Consider the following 17,540-nt stretch of genomic DNA (forward strand, 5'->3'; position numbering starts at 1 on the left):
TCGGCAAACGGATCTGGGCGTGTACGCCAATCCCTCGACTTGCCGCCACCGACGGGCTCGCCGGCGTCAATCCGCCGGGCAGTGCGTTCAGAAATGCCGGCCTTGGCGGCCGCCGCCGTCTGCGTTGTGCCTTTGGATCGCTGTGTCATGAAGACTCTGACCTGTTGCTCGGTGACCGCCATCCCCGCCCCTTGTGGGTCGCATGGAAGAGCAGTCCAGCTTAGTGGCAACCGGCCAAAGTAGTTGTCGTCGACCGGCCAGAGTAATTGTCGTTAGATACCCCTGACGCGCAACAGGCCCTGCACCCCCTCCTGGCTCACGACGTTGGCCGGAATGCAGCCGTCAAACGCACGGTTGTGCGTCTTCATCCAGCAATAGGCTTTCTCCCGGTCATGCGGGAACAACAGACGCAGATTCTTGTGGATACCCAGGATATGCGATCCAGTACCTCCCGATCATCGGCCAGCGGCTCCCCTTGGCGATATGAACACAGCGGATCCGTGTCCTGCGGCCCCAGCCCCAGGATAGAGAGGGACTCGTCCGTATCCAGGCCCCAGTTCTCGCAGGCATGCGCCACCATCCGCGCCAAGGCGCTGCCTTCGTCGACCGAGACCGATGGGGATGCTGCTTCCGTCATGGCTCCTTGCCCCTTCTCTGTGGCCCTTCGTCCCCTACGAAAATACGCCGTGCTCGATCCGGTGCAGGACGGTCTCGACCATTTCGGTACCCTTTACCGTTTCCAGCAGGTTGATGGGCGCGTCCCCGAGCGCACGATTCCGTGTGCACATCCAACGGTCAGCAATCTCCGGGTCTTCGAACAGCGCGGTTGCTTTCTCGCGGATGCGGGTAATGCGCTCTTCGACTTCGTTCTGGTCAGCCATGGATGCCATCCTTTCTGCGTGCCCGCCGCAGGCCTACCCATAAAGGTAGCATCACCCAACTGCCTTGTGGCCGTTCAGGCGGTCGGCTCGATCAAGCCGGGATCGTCTTCAGTCGGACGGTTCACGCGCGTCGAAACCGGGTGATAGATCAATGCATTCGGATTCAACCGGACGGTCCTGGCCCGGATGTCTTCGCGCACCCCTGCTGCCACCGCGGGGTTCCGGGTTTCCCCCTCCCAACGCTGGCCAGCGTGGTGCAGGACGAGATGGCCAATGCCTGCCCTCTCGAAATAGTCCCGGACGCGATAGACGCCAAAGGTTTGCGCAGCTTCGTCTACGTGCCCGGGCACCAAGTTCTCGACGGTGGAGACGGATGCCTTCATGACTCACCCCCGAAGCGTTCGTCGATCAGGTTCTCGAATGCCGAACCGTCCTGCCGCGTCGCGTTCGGGATGAATCGCGAGTACGTCTTGAACAGCATCTCCGTGGAGGTGTGGCCCAGCTGACGAGCGATCCATTCCGGCGACTCCCCCGCGGCCAGCCAGAGCGTCGCGGCGGTATGCCGCATCGTGTAGGGCCGTCGGTAGGGGATGTCGAGGTAGCGCAGCAACGGGACCCAGACCCTCTTGGTCAGGTTTCGATTGTCGATAGGCTGCCCCGCCGTGTTCGTGAAGACATAGTCGAGATGTCCGGTCGCCCTGCGCTGATTCAGCAGCGCCTCGCGGACGCGGCGAGACATGGCCACCTCACGCTGGGAGCCGTCGTTCTTGGTGTACTCGGTCCGGCCATCCAAGTACGTTTCCCGGACCAGGATCTGGTTACGGTCAAGATCGACGTGCTTCCATTTGAGCCCGTGGGCTTCACCGGAGCGCAGCCCCGTGAAGCAGCGCACGGTGAAGTAGTTCCTCAGGTCGGGGCGAACGTGCTTCAGGATCAGCCGCACTTCGTCGAGCGTGAACGGATCGACCTGCGTCTTTCGCTCCTTCAGGAGTTTCACGCCCAGAAACGGGGATCTAAACTGGAATCGGTCGGCGGCCTCACCGAACATCATCCTCAGGATTTTGAGAGTCCTGTTGATGGTGGAAGGCGACAGCTCACGTTTGCGTACGGGGCTACCTTTGGCGAGATGGGCCCGAAATGCGTGGATGTCTTCCTTCCTGATGTCGCCGACCCCTTTTTCTTCTCCGAAGAACGGAAAGACATGCGTCTCGAAAGCAGTCTCGATGCTTTCCCGATAGGTCTGGCGCCACGTGGGTGCCATCTCCTCGCTCCACTGGAGATAGAAACGCTTGAGAGACGGCGTCTCGACAGATGAGGCGCGCGCCGAGACGAACCGCTCGGGGCCCGCGGCGGAAGTCTGTGGCCACCCTTGGGGCGCGGGACTCTCTGGGAAGTACTTCGCGTAGTCGAAACGGCCGGCCTTGATGTCCCGCTCGATACTCTTGGCAACCTTGTCGAGTCGCTTGCGGTTGGAGTCGGTGTCTTTCAGGGCGGTGTATTCGCGCCGGCGACGCCCCTGCCAACGGAAATCCACGTAAAGCTTTCCGTTCTTGCAATTGACGCTAGCCATGGCAGCACCCTCCCGAAGCCATCGGGATGGTGGCGGACTCCATGGCCACGTCGAACATGTCCTCTTCGACGTGCTCCCAGATATAGAGGATCTTGCGACCCCCAAAGGGGTGGAAGTAGTGGCGGCCTTCGATAAGGACCGAATCCTTCAGCTTCTCGCGAATCGTTCGCGGCTCGTATCCGATCCGCCTTGCCAGCTCACGCGTCGTCAGATAGGTTTTGCTCATCTCGGCACTCTCCTGTGCTCTTGGGTTTCATGTTTGATGCGTATAATGATCAAACATGAGCCAAATCTAGCACACGTGATGCCTCTGTCAATATTTTTGATCGTTTAAATGATCAGGTGATCCTTTTGCTGAGACTTAAGATCAAGGAACGAATCGCGGATCTGGAATTCAAGACGGGCCGCAGAATCACCCTGGGAGAAGTCGCCAAGGCCACCGGCATCAACCGCATGACGCTGTCGAAGATGGTCAACCATCGGGGGTACAACACGCAGAGCGAGAATCTCGACAAGCTTTGCCGATACTTCGATTGCCGGATCGAGGAACTGGTCGAATACATCCCTGACGAACAAGTCGCCGAGAGCGCGGACCAAGAGGCCGACTAGGCGGGCAACAGCCGGGCGGCTGCGGGAAGGGGTGGTTCTGGGGAGGTTGGTCCCCGCCTGGTCCCCACGTGGTCCCCAGGGACCAGAGGTACGACCAGGCAGGAGCCTAAGTACTTGAATTAGGTGGTGGCTACGCCCTGATTCGAACAGGGGACCCCATCATTATGAGTGATGTGCTCTAACCAGCTGAGCTACGTAGCCACGCGGGATGCGGATTCTCCGGAGGCCGGCGCATAAAGTCAAGCCAGCGCGGCGCCCGGCGGGGTTCAGATCTGCAGGCGCTCGACCACGCGGCCGTTCTTGAGGTGCTCTTCCAGGATCTCGTCGATGTCGCGTTCGTCCTGGTAGGTGTACCAGACGCCCTCCGGATAGACGACCGCGACCGGGCCCTCGTTGCAGCGGTCCAGGCAGCCGGCCGTGTTCACCCGCACCTGGCCCTTGCCGTGGATGCCCATGGCCTTGGCCTGGTTCTTGGCATAGGCGCGCATCTCGGTCGCCCCGTGGTCCTCGCAACAGTTGCCGTCCTCGCGGCAGTTGGTGCAGAAAAAGATATGGCGCTGGTAGTAGCCCATGGAAGTCTCCGGTGATCCCTGCGACTCATGATAACGCTGCCACTGGCAAAACGGCGGGTGGCAGCGTGCGCTGTCCGTGCATTCAGCGGAAGCGGTAGACCAGGCTGACGTCCGTGATGGTGTCGGTATTCTCCACGCCGGGCTCGACGTCCGTGTTGTGCTTCACGGTGAAGCTGGTACGCAGGGACATCCGGCTGGTGACGTCCGCGGTCAGGGCGAGGATGTTCTCGATCTCGGTGTTGTCGCTGCCGGTCAGGATCAGCAACTCGTCGGTGAGGCGGGCGCTTTCGCTGATCTCCCAGCGGAAGTTGCCGGCCAGGCGGCCGACCGGTTCGCTGTCGGTCTCCCCGGTCGTGCGGATGCGCACCTGGCGCATACCGGCACCGATCTCGCCGTCCAGCTGCACCCGCTCGCCGTCGATCAGGCGCCGACCATAACCAGCCGTGGCCGAACCCTGGTAGTCATAGTTGCTAAAGCGGTCACGCTCGTAGCGCAGCGCCCCGAACAGGTAGTCGTGCTCGCCCAGCTTGCGGTCCGCCTGATAGCCGGCGATGTAGCGCTCGCCGGTGGTTTCGTCGTCTTCCTCGTGAAAGTACGCGTCCAGGCGGATGCGATTGCGCCAGTCAATGGTGGTGTGCTCGGCGCGGAAGCGGCCCGTGGCCGTGGTGGACTCGGTGTTCCCGGTGGTCTTGGAGGCCCCAAGCTCGATCGTCGATTGCCAGCCCTCGGCCTCCCAGGCCAGGGCCTGCGAGACTGGTATGCTCAACAGGATGAGCGAGGCAAACGCGGACCCGACGGGCCGGAACGAACGCACGAGCATGGGAAACCTCCCGGAAGCGAATAAAGGCGAAACCCTAGCAAAGCCGCTGGGGGTATCGGACCAGCCCCTGAGATTCAGGGGACTTTCCGCCGCGGACCAGTGCGTGCACTGCGGGCTGTGCCTGCCGCACTGTCCGACCTACGGCTGGCACGGGGTCGAGGGCGACTCCCCGCGCGGGCGGCTGACCCTGATGCAGGGCCTGGCCCAGGGCCGGCTGGAGCCGGAATCCGAACGCCTGCGCAGCCATCTGGAAGGCTGCCTGGGTTGTCGCTCCTGCGAGACGGTGTGCCCGGCACGCGTGCCCTTCGGGACACTGATGGACCGCGCCCGCGAGATCCTGACCGAACACCCCACCACGCCGTCGCGCGGGGACCGCTGGCGCCAGACGCTACAACATCAGGCCCTGCTGCACCCAACCCTGCGCAGTCTCGGGGGGCTGGCGGCGCGCACTGGCGCCCGCCTGGGTGTAGACCGCCTGCTGCCGCGCGGCGGCTGGGAACGCAGTCTCGCCCACACCCGCGACTCCCTGGCACCCGCCCCCCGGCTGCGAGCGACCGCGACCCCGGAAACGGCCGACGCCTTGCTGTTTACCGGCTGCATGGACCGCTTTTTCACCGGCCCCGATCTCGAAGCCGCTCTGGAGGTCCTCGACGCCCTCGGCGTGCGCATCGCCATCCCGCGGGGCCAGGTTTGCTGCGGAGCGCTGGACCAGCACACCGGCCACCGCGCGGCGGCGCAGGCGCTGCAGGCGCGGAATGGCGAAGCCTTCGGCACCCGCGAGGTGCCGGTGATCGCGCTGGACAGCGGTTGCGAGGCCACGCTGCGCGAATACCCCGAGGGCACGCTGGCAGCGTGCAGCCAGAGCCTCACCCGGTTTCTGGCGCAATGGTTGGACGCCGCCGACACCGACGGGGATATCTGGGACGCCACACCGATACGCATCGCGCTGCATCGGCCCTGCACCCTGCGCAACGTCACCCGCGAGGCCCGCGAGCTGCCCGCAATCCTAGGACGCCTGCCCGGGGTCACGCTGGTGCCGGTCGCCGACGCACCGAACTGTTGCGGCGCCGGCGGCACCGCGATGCTGACACAGGCAGCCATGGCCGACGACCTGGGCACCGAGACCCTGCAGGCCCTAACCGCCGCCGCCCCGGACGCGATCATCAGCCCCAATGTCGGTTGCAGTGTGCACCTGCGGGCGCTGGCAAGCGAACAATCGGACCCGCCGGAAATCCTGTCACCCGCCCGCTTTCTGGCCCGGCGTCTGAAAAACCACACCCACCACTCCGCCGGGCGCTGATCCCTGCCCGCGCTTGCGGTACCCTTGAGGGGTACACCACGACGCCCCAACCGGACCGGAACCATGCGCCGACTTTCCCCGCTGGACCACCTGATCAACCAGGCCGACGCCTTCGTGAAGGTCGTCTCCGGACAGGCCCGCTCCACCGGCCGGCCATCCCCGGGTGGGGACGACATCGGGCCGCACCTGGAGGATCACGAACGCGACCTGTCCGCCCGCCTGATGCGGGTCAATCATGCCGGCGAGGTCGCGGCGCAGGGGCTGTACCAGGGCCAGATGCTGACCGCCCGCAACCCGGAGATCCGCGGCCACCTGGACCAGGCCTCGCGCGAGGAGGGCGATCACCTGCACTGGTGCGCCCGCCGGGTACACGACCTGGGCGGCCGCACCAGCCTGCTGGGGCCGTTCTGGTACATGGGTTCGTTCGGGATGGGCGCGCTCGCCGGCCTGACCGGCGATGCCTACAGCCTGGGCTTTATCGACGAGACCGAGCGCCAGGTGGAACGCCACCTGGACCGCCACCTGGAGCGCCTTCCGGCGCACGACGAGGTCTCCGCGCGCATCCTGGCGCAGATGAAGCAGGACGAGGTGGAACACGGCGCGCACGCGATGGCACTGGGCGGCAAGGCGCCCCCGTGGCCGGTGCGCAACCTCCTGATGCCGCTGACGTCCAGCGTGATGACGCGCACCGCCTACTGGATCTGACCCGCAACACGGGACGCCCGAAGATCATCGCCGCGTGCAACACGCGGCGAGCACGGCCTCAGCCCGGACTGCTCATGTTCTTGCCGTAGAAGATCTCCATCATCTCGTGCTTGAGCAGCTTGGAGATGCGCTTGGCCTCCTTGGCCGAGTAATCATCCTTGCCCAGCCCGAACAGGTAGCTGTCCAGGTCGAAGTCCTTCAGCACCATCTTGGTGTGGAACAGGTACTCCTGGTACACGTTCACATCCACCATCTGGTACTTCTCCTGGGTGTCACGCGACAGGAAGTCCTGGATGGAGTTGATCTTGTGATCGATGAAGTGCTTCTTGCCACGCACGTCGCGGGTGAAGCCGCGCACGCGGTAGTCCATGATCACGATGTCGGACTCGAAGCTGTGGATCAGGTAGTTCAGGGCGCGCAGTGGCGAGATACGCCCGCAAGTGGACACGTCGATATCCGCGCGGAAGGTCGCGATCCCGCCCTCCGGGTGCGCCTCCGGGTAGGTGTGCACCGTGATGTGGCTCTTGTCCAGGTGGCCGACCACGGTCTCCGGCAGCGGGCCGGGGCCTTCGGTGTAGCCGATCTTTTCGGTGGCCACCGGCTCTTCCGAGATCAGCATGGTCACCGACGCGCCCTGCGGATCGTAGTCCTGGCGGGAGATATCGAGGATGTTGGCCCCGATCAGGTGGGCCACATCGGACAGGATCTGCGTCAGACGCTGGGCGTTGTACGCCTCGTCGATGTACGCGATGTATTCATCGCGATGCCGGTCACCCGAGGCATAGCAGATATCGTAAATATTGAAGCTCAAGCTCTTGGTCAGGTTATTGAAACCGTGGAGCTTGATCTGCTTCTTGTGACGAGGCATGGCGTGTCCTCTTGGCCCGGGCCGCAGCGAGCGGCGAATTGTAGACGCCCCGGCCCGCAAGTCCAAGGACGGGCCCAGGGAGACGCGGCTTCAGCGCGGCGCCGGCCCCTCGATGATCTCGAAGTCATGGGTCACCTTCGCCGAGGCCCCCAGCATCAGCGAGGCCGAGCAGTACTTCTCGGCCGAGAGCCCCACCGCACGCCCGACCTGCTTCTCCGACAACGCGTGGCCGTACACGCGAAAATGCACATGGATGTCGGTAAAGACCTTGGGCACGGTCTCCGCCCGCGTGCCCTCCACGGTCACCTCGCAGTCCAGCACCTGCTGGCGCGCCTTCTTCAGCATCGCAATCACATCGAAGCTGGTACAACCGCCCATCCCCAACAGCAGCATCTCCATCGGGCGTGCGCCCAGGTTGCGCCCGCCAGCATCCGGCGCCCCGTCCATCACCACCGCGTGGCCGCTGTCGGTCTCGCCGACAAAGGCCACCTGATCCAGCCATTTCACTTTCACCTGCATCGGGCTTGTCCTTTCACACTGTTGGATGGAGAAATCCACGCCTATACTCGGGTAGAACTCTACTCAGGGCGGACCTGCTGCACAAAACAGGGCCCTGCCGGCAGATTTTGTGAACGGTGCCAGTTACCCCGGGGTGCAGGGCACGGATGCTGCATTACACTGGCGCTCATCCTCAGGAAGCTGATATCGGACGTGACCATGGAAGCCTTGAACAACCCGTTCATTTACCGCCCGGCGCAGCCATCGCCCGCGCTGGAGCGTTTCCTCGGCTACTGCCACCGGCGCCAGTACCGCAAGCGCACCACGATCATTCACTCGGGCACCGTACCCGACACACTGTATTACGTGGTCAGTGGTTCGGTCTCGGTACTGGGCGAGAACAACGGACATGAGCTGGTACTTGCCTACCTGAACAAGGGCGAGTTTTTCGGCGAGCTGGGCATGTTCGAGGACGACCCGCGCAGCGCGACGGTCACCACCCGCGAGGACACCGAGACCGCGGAGATTCCCTACACCCAGTTCCGCGAGATCGCCCAGCGCGACCCCGAGATCCTGATGCTGCTCACCAGCCAGATCGCGGCCCGCCTGCGTCAGACCTCGCGCAAGGTGATGGACCTCGCGTTCGTGGATGTCACCGGCCGCATCGCCCACACCCTGCTGGACCTGGCCCAGCAGCCCGACGCGATGACTCACCCCGACGGCATGCAGCTGCGCATCACCCGGCAGGAGATCGCGCGTATCGTGGGTTGCTCGCGCGAGATGGCCGGACGCGTGCTGAAGGATCTGGAAGAACGCGGCCTGATCACCGCCCACGGCAAGACCATCGTAGTGTTCGGCACCCGCTGACGCTGCATTCCCCGCAGCCTCCGTCGAGATAAAACCCGGGCCAGCCTCCTTCGGCCCGGGCCTTCGCCCCTCCCTTGTGGGAGAGGCTACTGTTCGCCGCGGAACAGCTGGCCCAGGGCCGCACCCGGGTCCTCGGTGCGCATGAAGGCCTCGCCCACCAGAAAGGCATTCACCCCCGCCGCCTGCATGCGCGCGACATCCTCGCGCGTGTGGATGCCGCTTTCGGTCACCAGCAGGGCCTCCTCCGGCACCTGATCCTTCAATTCCAGCGTCGTCTCCAGCCGCGTCTCGAAGCTGTGCAGGTCGCGGTTGTTGATGCCGATCAGGTCGGCCCCGATGCGCTTGGCCCGCTCCAGCTCCTCGGCGTCATGTACCTCCACCAGGGCATCCATGCCCAGCTCGCGGGTCAGGAAGAAGAGCTCGTGCAGCGCCGTGTCATCCAGTGCCGCCGCGATCAGCAGCACGCAATCCGCGCCGAGTACACGGGCCTCGTAGACCTGGTAGAGATCAATCACGAAATCCTTGCGCAGGATCGGGATCGTGCAGGCCACACGCGCGTCGCGCAGGTCGCCGTCGCGTCCCTTGAAGAAGTCCACGTCGGTCAGCACCGACAGACAGGTGGCACCATGCTCCTCGTAGCTGCGCGCAAACGCCTCGGGGTTGAAGTTCGGGCTGATCTGGCCCTGGCTCGGGCTGGCCTTCTTGATCTCCGCGATCACCGCAGGGCGCCCGGCGTCGATATCGCGCTGCAGGGCCGCGCGAAAACCGCGCGGTGCCGGGGCGGACCCCATCCAGCCGCGCAACTCGCGCAGTGGCCAGTACACCTCGCGTTCCTTCAGCTCCTCGCGCTTGCGCTCCAGGATGCGCTGCAGGATGTCGGGTACTGCGTTGCCTTCACTCATTGTGCTTCCTTGTTTGCCAGTCTTGCGCTGGTCGCTTGCAGGCGCTCCAGCCGTTCGCGCGCCGCGCCGGAATCGATCGCCCGGGCGGCGGCCTTGATCCCCGCTGCGAGTGTGTCCGCCCCGCCACCGGCGTAGATCGCCGCCCCGGCATTCAGCAGCACGATGTCGCGTGCCGCACCCGCCTGTCCGTCCAGCACGCCGCGCAGCATGCTGGCCGAGGCCTCCACGCTGTCGACCCGCACCGCATCCAGCGCGGTGGTGGTCAGCCCGAAATCCTCCGGACGGATGGTGTATTCGCGGATCTCGCCATCCTGCAGCTCCGCCACCCGGGTCGGCGAGGCGATGCTGATCTCGTCCAGACCATCCTCGGCATGCACCACCAGGACGTGCTCGCTACCGAGCCCCTTCAGGGCCTCGGCCAGCGGGCGCACCCAATCCTGGGAAAACACGCCGAGCACCTGATTCGGCGCCCCGGCGGGGTTGGTCAGCGGTCCCAGCACATTGAACAGCGTACGCACGCCGAGTTCCTTGCGCGGACCGATCGCGTGCTTCATCGCGCCGTGGTGGGCGGGAGCGAACAGGAAGCCAACACCGACCTCGTCGATGCAGGTCCCCACCGCCGCCGGCGACAGGCCCAGCGAGATCCCCAGCGATTCCAGCACGTCGGCACTGCCGGATTTCGACGACACCGAGCGATTGCCGTGCTTGGCGACCCGCACGCCGCCCGCCGCCGCCACCAGCGCCGCGGCGGTGGAGATGTTGAAGGTGCCCGAGGCATCGCCGCCGGTTCCGCAGGTATCCACCAGCCCGGTACGCGGCACATCCACGCGCGTGGCCAGCGAGCGCATCACGCCGGCAGCCGCGCGGATCTCCTCGATGGTCTCGCCCTTCATGCGCAGGGCCACCAGGAACGCGCCGATCTGGGCATCCGTGGCCTCGCCGGTCATCACCGCCTGCATCACGGCGGTCATGGTCGCCTCGTCCAGGTCGCGGCGCTCGATGAGGGCCGCTATCGCTTGCTGCACGGTCACGGGCTTGCTCCTGCGGAAAATCGAAGCGGCTAGTGTAACGTCCGCGCGGTGCCCGCACGACCACCGCCCGGCGCGACCAGCCAGGCGGCCAGTGCCAGGGCCCAGAGCAGCAGCGCCGCGAGGACCAGACGCCCCATGGCATCGTCCAGCCAGTCGACCAGGAACAGTGCCAGCAACGCACTGAAGCCCAGTTGCACGAAGGCCTGCATGGCCGCGGCCATGCCGCGCGCGCCCGGGTAACAATCCAGCGCCAACAGGGTCAGGGACGGCATCGCGGTGGCCAGGGCAAAGCTGTACAGCGCGAATGGCAGGGTGATCGCGACCACCGGACCGTCGGCCAGCACCGCCAGGCCCACCAGCGCCAGCGACAGCCCAGACAGCCCGAGCCCGATGGCCACGGCCCGCTGCGGGCTCACCACCCCGGCCACGCGCCCGGCGACGAAGCCGCCCACCACCAGCCCGGCGACCAGCGGCCCGAACAACCACCAGAAGTCCTGTTCCCCGCCTTGCAGGTGCTCGTAGATGATGGTCGGGGACGCGGCAATGAACAGGAACATCGCCCCGAACATCCCCGCATGGACCGCGACCGGGAACAGAAACGCCGGGTTGTGCAGCGTGCCCAGGTAGCCCCGGATGACCGGACGCGGGTGACTGGAGACGCGGCCGACCGGCGGCAGGGTCTCCGGCATCCAGGCGCGCACCGCCAACAGCAGGAAGACGCCGTAGAGTGTCAGGAAGGCGAACACCGAACGCCAGCCAAACGCCGCCTGCAACCAGCCGCCGATGATCGGCGCGGCGGCCGGCCCGATCGCGAACATCATGGTGACCAGCGCGAACACCCGCCGCGCGTCGGTGGGATCAAAGCGATCGCGGATCAGCGCTCGCCCGACCACCACCCCGGCCGCCGCCGCCAGCCCCTGTCCCATGCGCAACGCCAGCACCTGCCAGTACTCCATCGCGAACACCAGCAGCACCGAGGTCAGCACGTAGGCCAGCAGGGCCCACAACACCACCGGGCGCCGGCCATAGGCATCCGACAGCGGGCCGGCAATCAGGGTGGCCACGGCGAACGCGACCAGATAGGCGGACAGCGTCGCCTGCATCGCCACGCCATCGACGGCCAGGGCCTCGGCCATCGCCGGAAACGAGGGCAGATAGGTATCCAGCGAGAACGGCGCCAGCATGGACAGCGGCGCTACCAGCAGGGCGAAGCGCAGCCGCGTGCGGCGTTCCGTGGCGGCGCCCCTCAAGCGAGGCATGCGCGCCGGAATCGAGAGTGGACACCGGCCGGGCACGACCCGCGAGAGGCCGCCGCGCGAGCGGTGCGAGCCGCAATACCGCCAGCAGGCACGGCTAGGCGAACCCCGCCTGCCATCCAGAACAAGCAGTGAGCGCCGGGCGGAGAGGTGTCTATTGACCTGCGCTTCACGCCGGCTGGGGCAGGCGACTCAGGAAGTTGCCGAGCAGTTCGTGCCCCTGGCGGGTCAGGATGGATTCCGGGTGAAACTGCACGCCCTCGACATCCAGCTCGCGATGACGCAGGCCCATGATCTCGTCGCGCGAGCCGTCTTCGCGCTGGGTCCAGGCGGTGACCTCCAGACATTCCGGGAGGCTTGCGGCCTCGACCACCAGCGAGTGATAACGCGTGGCCTCCAGCGGATTCTCCAGCCCGGCGAACACCCCGACCCCGGTGTGATGCACCGGCGAGGTCTTGCCGTGCATGATCTCGCGCGCCCGCACCACGCGGCCACCGAAGACCTGGCCGATCGCCTGGTGCCCGAGGCAGACCCCGAGGATCGGGATCTCGCCGGCAAAGCGCCGGATCACCTCCAGCGACACCCCCGCCTCGTTCGGCGTACAGGGGCCGGGGGAGATCACGATACCGGTGGGGTCGAGCTCCGCAATCTGTTCCGGGGTGATGCAGTCATTGCGGTGCACCACCACCTCCGCCCCCAGCTCGCCCAGGTACTGGACCAGGTTGAAGGTGAACGAGTCGTAGTTGTCGAGCATCAGGATCATGGCGAACGCCCCTGGAGGCCGAAAGAAACGGGCAGACGAATAAAACCGAGGTCATGCGCACCCAGGCAGGAACCAAGCATACCCCGGGTCCCGAGTGGTTGCGCCGCAACCGCAATCGCGCTGGCGAAACCGTGCGCCTTCATCGGGGCAGCAATAGCGCCACCAGCAGGGTGCCGTCGGCGGCCTCCAACCGGTGCCCGCCAGGGCTGGGCAGGGTATGCGCCCGTCCGCGCAAGGCCGGGAGACGGTTCATGTCCTGACTGGCGGCATCCACCCACGGGTCGGCCAGCCGCACCACCGATACATAGCGGATGGGCGGATGCTCCCGCGTGTTCAGCCACTCCAGGTGCGTCGCATCCGGCGAGCCGCCCTCCGGCCCCCACAGCCCCTCGCGCCGGTGCAGCCCCTGCATTCCGGCGAACGGGGCGTACAGCCCCAGCGGGGAATCGGCCAGCGCATCCGTCACCGAACGCGCCAGCGCGGACCAGCCGCCCCCCGCATGCGGCGCGGAGAAGGTCACCAGGGTGGAGATGGCCGGGTGCGGCTGACGCACCAGCAGCTCGCGCGCCACGACCCCGCCGGTGGAATGCCCGACCAGCACCAGCTCGCGGCCGGGGTGGCGCCGGGTCAGACCATCGACCACCTGGCCGAGCGCCCGCGCCCGTTCCGGTGGAGCCACAGCGGTCGGCAGATCCACGGTATAGAACTGGCGTGCGGCGGGGTCGGGAGCTCGCTCGAAGTGCGCAGCGCCCACGTTTGCACGGGCACGCCCGCCATCGGCATAGCCGGCGGCGTTCAGGGCCGCGGTGAACCCGGCTTGGCGAAAACCGTCGCCGCGATCCCAGCCCCCGGGTACCAGCACCACGATCTGCGCCGCCGCCAGCCCCGGCAACACCCAGAGCCCGAGCACCACTAGCAACAGGATGCGAAGGCCACCGCACCGCATGACCGGCCCTCAGTCGCGGTGGCGCCGGGGCCCCAGACCGCCCAGGGCAGTCTCGGCCGCACGCACCACCGCGCGCCCCTTGTTCAGGGTCTCCTGCCACTCGTTTTCCGGCACCGAGTCGTGGACCACACCGGCCCCGGCCTGGATGTGCAACTCGCCATCGTGCAGCACGGCGGTGCGGATCGCGATCGCGGTGTCCATATTGCCCGACCACGAGAGGTACCCCACCGCACCGGAGTAGGGCCCGCGCTTGACCGGTTCCAGCTCGTCGATAATCTCCAGCGCGCGGATCTTCGGTGCCCCCGAGACGGTCCCGGCCGGGAAGGTCGCGCGCAGGACATCCATCGGCGAGTGGCCCGGGGCCAGCCGCCCCTCCACGTTGGAGACGATGTGCATCACATGCGAGTAGCGCTCGATGCTCATGGTGTCAGTCACCTCCACCGAGCCGATCTCGCAGACCCGGCCGACATCGTTGCGCCCCAGATCGATGAGCATCAGGTGCTCGGCACGCTCCTTTGGATCCGCCAACAGTTCGGCCTCCAGCGCGCGATCCTCCGCCTCGGTACGCCCACGCGGGCGGGTGCCGGCGATCGGACGCACCGTCACGCAGTCGTCCTCCAGGCGCACCAGGATCTCCGGCGACGCACCCACTACGTGGTGATCGTCCAGGTCGAGGTAGTACATGTAGGGCGACGGGTTGAGCGCCCGCAGGGCACGGTAGAGGTTCAGCGGCGGTGCGGAGAACGGCACGCTCATGCGCTGTGCCAGCACTACCTGCATCACGTCGCCGTCCATGATGTATTCCTGCGCCCGCTTGACGGCGGCCTGATAGCCCTCGGCCGACCAGCCGGACACATACTCCGGCACCGCGTGTGGATGCGGCGGATCCTCCGGCGGTACCAGCGGCTCGCCCAGGCGGGTCTCCAGCTCGTCCAGGCGGGCGGCGGCCACGGCCTGGCCACCGGCCTGGGTCGTATCCGCGTGTACCACCAGATACAGCCGCCCGGAGAGGTTGTCGTAGACCACGACCTCCTCGGAGACCATCAGCAGGATATCCGGCAACCCCAGGGCATCCGGCTTCTCCGGCCCCTCCAGGCGCGGCTCGATCAGGCGCACGGTCTCGAACCCGAAATAGCCGACCAGGCCACCGGTGAAACGTGGAAGCCCCGGCAGCTCCGCGGCCTTGAAGCGCGCCTGATAGGCCTCGATCCAGGCCAGCGGGTCCGTCTCGGTGGTCTGCTCCATCACCGCGCCGTCGGTCTCCACGGTGATGTCGTGGCCATGCACGCGCACCAGGGTGCGCGCCGGCAGGCCGATGAAGGAATACCGCCCCCAGCGCTCCCCGCCCTGCACGGACTCGAACAGGTAGGAATACGGCCGGTTGGCCAGCTTGAGGAAGATGGACAGCGGGGTCTCGAGATCCGCCAGGACCTCGCGCACCAGCGGGATGCGGTTATAGCCCTCGCGGGCCAGCTGATCGAACTGTTCGGGGGTCATCACAACGGTTCCTGACAAGGGGGATGGATGGCGTGGCGGTTCATTCGCCGTCTCGCCATCGCCCCATTGTCCGGTCCGTTGCCGACATCACGGATCACGCCGCCCGGGCGGGCAGCAGGTCCGGCAACTCGTCCAGCCGATCGAGCACCGCGTCCGGGTGCTCGTCGCGGATATCCTTGCCGTGGTTGTAGCCGTAGGTCATGCAGACGATCTGGAAGCCAGCGGCGCGGGCGGCCTTCACGTCGCTCTTGGAGTCCCCGACCATCAAAGCCTCGGACGGGTCCACGCCGAGCTTGTCGGCCGCGTGCAGCAGCGGGGCCGGATCCGGCTTCTTCTGCGGCAGGGCATCGCCGGCGACCACGATCTCGAAGTCGTCGAGGATGCCCTTCTCGCGCAGCAGCGGCACGGTGAAGCGCTCGGCCTTGTTGGTCACGCAGCCCAGGCGATACCCCGCGGCCTTGAGCTGGTCCAGCCCCTCGCGCACGCCCGGGTAAAGCGGCGAACGCCCGGCGGTGTTCTCCTGGTAGATACGCATGAACACGGGCAGCGCACGTTCGAACTGCTCCGCGTCCGGCTCGCCGTCGAGGTCATTGACCAGCGCACGCTTAACCAGCCGTTCCACGCCGTTGCCGACCCAGTTGCGCACGGCCGGCTCGCCGCGTTCGGGCAGGCCCAGCTCGCGCATCATCGCATCCACGCTAAAGGCCAGGTCCGGCACGCTGTCAATCAGCGTACCGTCCAGGTCGATCAGGATCATGCGGGGGCGTTTCAGGGACATCCCGGTCTCCGGTAACCGTCGATTCAGGCCTTGGCCAGCTCGTCGCGCATCTGCTGGATGATGCTGTCGTAGCGGTTCGGGTCGGTGTCGCTGCCGGCGCCGAAGATCGCGGACCCGGCCACAAAGGTATCGGCACCGGCGGCCTTGATCTCGCGGATATTGTCGGCCTTCACACCACCATCGATCTCGAGGCGGATATCACGCCCGGAGTCGTCGATCATCTTGCGCGCAGCGCGCAGCTTGTCCAGCGTATTCGGGATGAACTTCTGGCCACCAAAGCCCGGGTTCACCGACATCAGCAGGATCATGTCGACCTTGTCCATCACGTATTCGAGATAGGACAGCGGGGTTGCCGGATTGAACACCAGCCCGGCCTTGCAGCCCTCGGCCTGGATCAGCTGCAGGGTGCGGTCGATGTGATCGGAGGCCTCCGGATGGAAGGTGATGTAGCTGGCACCGGCCTGGGCGAAGTCCGGGATGATGCGATCCACCGGCTTGACCATCAGGTGCACGTCGATCGGGGCGGTCACGCCGTGCTTGCGCAGGGCATCACAGACCAGCGGGCCGATGGTCAGGTTGGGCACGTAGTGGTTGTCCATCACGTCGAAGTGCACGGTGTCGGCACCGGCCGCCAGGACGTTGTCGACTTCCTCGCCCAGGCGGGCGAAGTCGGCGGAGAGGATGGACGGAGCGATGAAATCGGGTTGTGCCATGGAAAGCCTCGCAGGGATCGCTGGTGAAGCAGGGCCGACCGTCGACCGTGCTCTCGGAATCGCCGAACTTTACCGGATGCCGGGATGCCAGGCAAAAGCCAGTGGTCGCAGCGGGCGGCACTCCAACGCCAACGGGCCGGGGAAACCCCCGGCCCGTTGGCTGGCTTCGCTTGCCTCTACCAAGGCGCCCGGATCAGTTGAACTCGGTCGCGATGTAGTTGGACAGGTTGGCGATGTCGTCGTCGCTCAGGCCCTGGGCCTGCGGACGCATCAGCGCGGTATGATCACCGACCTCCTCGCCGGCGCGATAGCGCTCCAGCAGGCTGGCCACGGTTTCCGCGTCCTGGCCGACCAGCGCCGGGAAGATCGCCTGCCCCTTGCCCTGGGCACCGTGACAGCTGGCACAGGTGTTCTGGTACTTGGACTGACCCGCCTGGATATCGGCGGCCTGGGCCGCACTGGACAGCATCAGGACACTGCCGGCAATACCGGCCAGCACGAACAGCTTGGTTTTCATTATTTTAGTCTCCTCGTTCAAGTTCCCGGGCGGGGTCGTCGCCCCGTCTTGATGAAAACGTTAGCAGGGCTTTCCTGAATGGTGCATTAACATAGAACCAAACAGGGACATAACCACAGGCCGCTCCATGGAGCCATTCGATCGGTCGGAGAATGCGGGCCGGAGCCTTCCTAGTGTCCTTTAACAAAAGTTCGTATTTTTATCGAGGCGATCGGTTAGACGGGCGATCGACGCGATAATTTGATCGGCTGTTTTGCGCCAGATGAACGGTCGAGGCTCATCGTTGTACGTCTTCAGGTATTCGCGGATGGAGTCTTCGAGTTCGCGAGTACTGCGATGCGATTGACGCTTGATCCAGCGCTGCGAGATGAGCGCGAAGAAGCGTTCGACCAGGTTGATCCAGGACGCCGAGGTCGGCGTGAAGTGCACGTGGTAGCGCGGTCGTGC

The 17,540-nt window shown here is 65.9% G+C and carries 21 protein-coding genes, 1 tRNA gene and 3 pseudogenes; 4 read left to right on the forward strand and 21 right to left on the reverse strand.

Features of this window, described 5'->3' with window-relative positions; genetic code table 11:
• The 6 genes and pseudogenes from F618_RS16430 to F618_RS0113345 all read right to left on the reverse strand — a co-directional run.
• Positions 1-182, reverse strand: a pseudogene (locus F618_RS16430) (IS21 family transposase); the annotation flags it as partial.
• Between the two features lie 90 nt (positions 183-272).
• Positions 273-580: pseudogene (locus F618_RS14995) on the reverse strand (antitoxin Xre/MbcA/ParS toxin-binding domain-containing protein).
• A gap of 91 nt (positions 581-671) precedes the next feature.
• Positions 672-881 carry an MbcA/ParS/Xre antitoxin family protein gene (locus tag F618_RS0113330; RefSeq protein WP_019563882.1) on the reverse strand — a complete coding sequence of 70 codons (210 nt, stop codon included), beginning with the start codon at positions 879-881 and terminating at the stop codon, positions 672-674.
• A 74-nt stretch (positions 882-955) separates the two neighbouring features.
• On the reverse strand, positions 956-1,264 hold the full coding sequence (locus F618_RS0113335; protein ID WP_019563883.1) for a hypothetical protein: 309 nt from the start codon (positions 1,262-1,264) through the stop codon (positions 956-958).
• Positions 1,261-2,451 carry an Arm DNA-binding domain-containing protein gene (locus F618_RS0113340; protein WP_019568864.1) on the reverse strand — a complete coding sequence of 397 codons (1,191 nt, stop codon included), beginning with the start codon at positions 2,449-2,451 and terminating at the stop codon, positions 1,261-1,263. The genes F618_RS0113335 and F618_RS0113340 overlap by 4 nt, the downstream gene beginning before the upstream one ends.
• A complete protein-coding gene (locus F618_RS0113345) occupies positions 2,444-2,677 on the reverse strand; it encodes a hypothetical protein (RefSeq protein WP_019568865.1) in 234 nt (77 codons plus the stop codon). The genes F618_RS0113340 and F618_RS0113345 overlap by 8 nt, the downstream gene beginning before the upstream one ends.
• Positions 2,678-2,793: 116 nt before the next feature.
• Between F618_RS0113345 and F618_RS0113350 the strand changes: the two genes are divergently transcribed.
• On the forward strand, positions 2,794-3,060 hold the full coding sequence (locus tag F618_RS0113350) for a helix-turn-helix transcriptional regulator (RefSeq protein WP_019568866.1): 267 nt from the start codon (positions 2,794-2,796) through the stop codon (positions 3,058-3,060).
• Between the two features lie 124 nt (positions 3,061-3,184).
• Here the strand turns inward: F618_RS0113350 and F618_RS0113355 are convergent.
• The 3 genes from F618_RS0113355 to F618_RS0113365 all read right to left on the reverse strand — a co-directional run bounded on the left by F618_RS0113355 (position 3,185) and on the right by F618_RS0113365 (position 4,452).
• A tRNA-Met gene (locus F618_RS0113355) sits at positions 3,185-3,261 on the reverse strand.
• Positions 3,262-3,326: 65 nt separating this feature from the next.
• Entirely contained in the window at positions 3,327-3,632 is a 306-nt protein-coding gene (locus F618_RS0113360) for a ferredoxin (protein ID WP_018168966.1), read from the reverse strand.
• An 82-nt stretch (positions 3,633-3,714) separates the two neighbouring features.
• Entirely contained in the window at positions 3,715-4,452 is a 738-nt protein-coding gene (locus tag F618_RS0113365) for a YdiY family protein (RefSeq protein WP_018948109.1), read from the reverse strand.
• Between the two features lie 103 nt (positions 4,453-4,555).
• Between F618_RS0113365 and F618_RS0113370 the strand changes: the two genes are divergently transcribed.
• Together F618_RS0113370 and coq7 are read left to right on the forward strand one after the other, a co-directional pair.
• Positions 4,556-5,752 (forward strand): (Fe-S)-binding protein, encoded by a 1,197-nt coding sequence (locus F618_RS0113370; RefSeq protein ID WP_019568867.1) that lies wholly within the window; start codon positions 4,556-4,558, stop codon positions 5,750-5,752.
• Between the two features lie 63 nt (positions 5,753-5,815).
• Positions 5,816-6,457 carry a 2-polyprenyl-3-methyl-6-methoxy-1,4-benzoquinone monooxygenase gene (coq7, locus tag F618_RS0113375; RefSeq protein WP_018937367.1) on the forward strand — a complete coding sequence of 214 codons (642 nt, stop codon included), beginning with the start codon at positions 5,816-5,818 and terminating at the stop codon, positions 6,455-6,457.
• Positions 6,458-6,515: 58 nt separating this feature from the next.
• On the opposite strand, the gene speD is transcribed toward coq7, so the two are convergent.
• Together speD and F618_RS0113385 are read right to left on the reverse strand one after the other, a co-directional pair.
• On the reverse strand, positions 6,516-7,325 hold the full coding sequence (gene speD / locus F618_RS0113380; RefSeq protein WP_018937368.1) for an adenosylmethionine decarboxylase: 810 nt from the start codon (positions 7,323-7,325) through the stop codon (positions 6,516-6,518).
• 90 nt (positions 7,326-7,415) lie between these two features.
• A complete protein-coding gene (locus F618_RS0113385; protein ID WP_018168962.1) occupies positions 7,416-7,844 on the reverse strand; it encodes an OsmC family protein in 429 nt (142 codons plus the stop codon).
• 198 nt (positions 7,845-8,042) lie between these two features.
• On the opposite strand from F618_RS0113385, the gene crp reads away from it, so the two are divergent.
• A complete protein-coding gene (gene crp, locus F618_RS0113390) occupies positions 8,043-8,690 on the forward strand; it encodes a cAMP-activated global transcriptional regulator CRP (protein WP_018145159.1) in 648 nt (215 codons plus the stop codon).
• A gap of 86 nt (positions 8,691-8,776) precedes the next feature.
• Here crp and trpC read toward each other — a convergent pair whose 3' ends face one another.
• The 10 genes and pseudogenes from trpC to F618_RS15000 all read right to left on the reverse strand — a co-directional run.
• Positions 8,777-9,592: an indole-3-glycerol phosphate synthase TrpC gene (trpC, locus tag F618_RS0113395; RefSeq protein WP_018937369.1), complete on the reverse strand. Its 816-nt coding sequence runs from the start codon at positions 9,590-9,592 to the stop codon at positions 8,777-8,779.
• Positions 9,589-10,623 (reverse strand): anthranilate phosphoribosyltransferase, encoded by a 1,035-nt coding sequence (trpD, locus tag F618_RS0113400; protein WP_018145157.1) that lies wholly within the window; start codon positions 10,621-10,623, stop codon positions 9,589-9,591. The genes trpC and trpD overlap by 4 nt, the downstream gene beginning before the upstream one ends.
• A 29-nt stretch (positions 10,624-10,652) precedes the next feature.
• On the reverse strand, positions 10,653-11,882 hold the full coding sequence (locus F618_RS0113405; RefSeq protein ID WP_018952356.1) for a multidrug effflux MFS transporter: 1,230 nt from the start codon (positions 11,880-11,882) through the stop codon (positions 10,653-10,655).
• Between the two features lie 166 nt (positions 11,883-12,048).
• Positions 12,049-12,642 carry an aminodeoxychorismate/anthranilate synthase component II gene (locus F618_RS0113410; protein WP_018168959.1) on the reverse strand — a complete coding sequence of 198 codons (594 nt, stop codon included), beginning with the start codon at positions 12,640-12,642 and terminating at the stop codon, positions 12,049-12,051.
• A 139-nt stretch (positions 12,643-12,781) separates the two neighbouring features.
• Positions 12,782-13,588, reverse strand: a complete 807-nt coding sequence (locus F618_RS0113415) for a triacylglycerol lipase (protein WP_019568868.1) — start codon at positions 13,586-13,588, stop codon at positions 12,782-12,784.
• Positions 13,589-13,597: 9 nt separating this feature from the next.
• Positions 13,598-15,085, reverse strand: coding sequence for an anthranilate synthase component I (gene trpE, locus F618_RS0113420; protein WP_018168957.1), 1,488 nt, complete (start codon positions 15,083-15,085; stop codon positions 13,598-13,600).
• A gap of 94 nt (positions 15,086-15,179) precedes the next feature.
• Positions 15,180-15,863 (reverse strand): phosphoglycolate phosphatase, encoded by a 684-nt coding sequence (locus F618_RS0113425; RefSeq protein WP_019568869.1) that lies wholly within the window; start codon positions 15,861-15,863, stop codon positions 15,180-15,182.
• A 23-nt stretch (positions 15,864-15,886) separates the two neighbouring features.
• The gene (rpe, locus tag F618_RS0113430; protein WP_019568870.1) at positions 15,887-16,576 is read right to left on the reverse strand and encodes a ribulose-phosphate 3-epimerase; all 690 of its coding nucleotides are present in this window, start codon (positions 16,574-16,576) and stop codon (positions 15,887-15,889) included.
• 193 nt (positions 16,577-16,769) lie between these two features.
• Positions 16,770-17,093: a c-type cytochrome gene (locus tag F618_RS0113435; RefSeq protein ID WP_018952353.1), complete on the reverse strand. Its 324-nt coding sequence runs from the start codon at positions 17,091-17,093 to the stop codon at positions 16,770-16,772.
• Positions 17,094-17,273: 180 nt separating this feature from the next.
• Positions 17,274-17,540, reverse strand: a pseudogene (locus tag F618_RS15000) (IS630 family transposase); the annotation flags it as partial.

The sequence above is a fragment of the Thioalkalivibrio sp. ALMg13-2 genome, assembly GCF_000381185.1.
GTDB classification, from domain to species: Bacteria; Pseudomonadota; Gammaproteobacteria; order Ectothiorhodospirales; family Ectothiorhodospiraceae; genus Thioalkalivibrio; species Thioalkalivibrio versutus.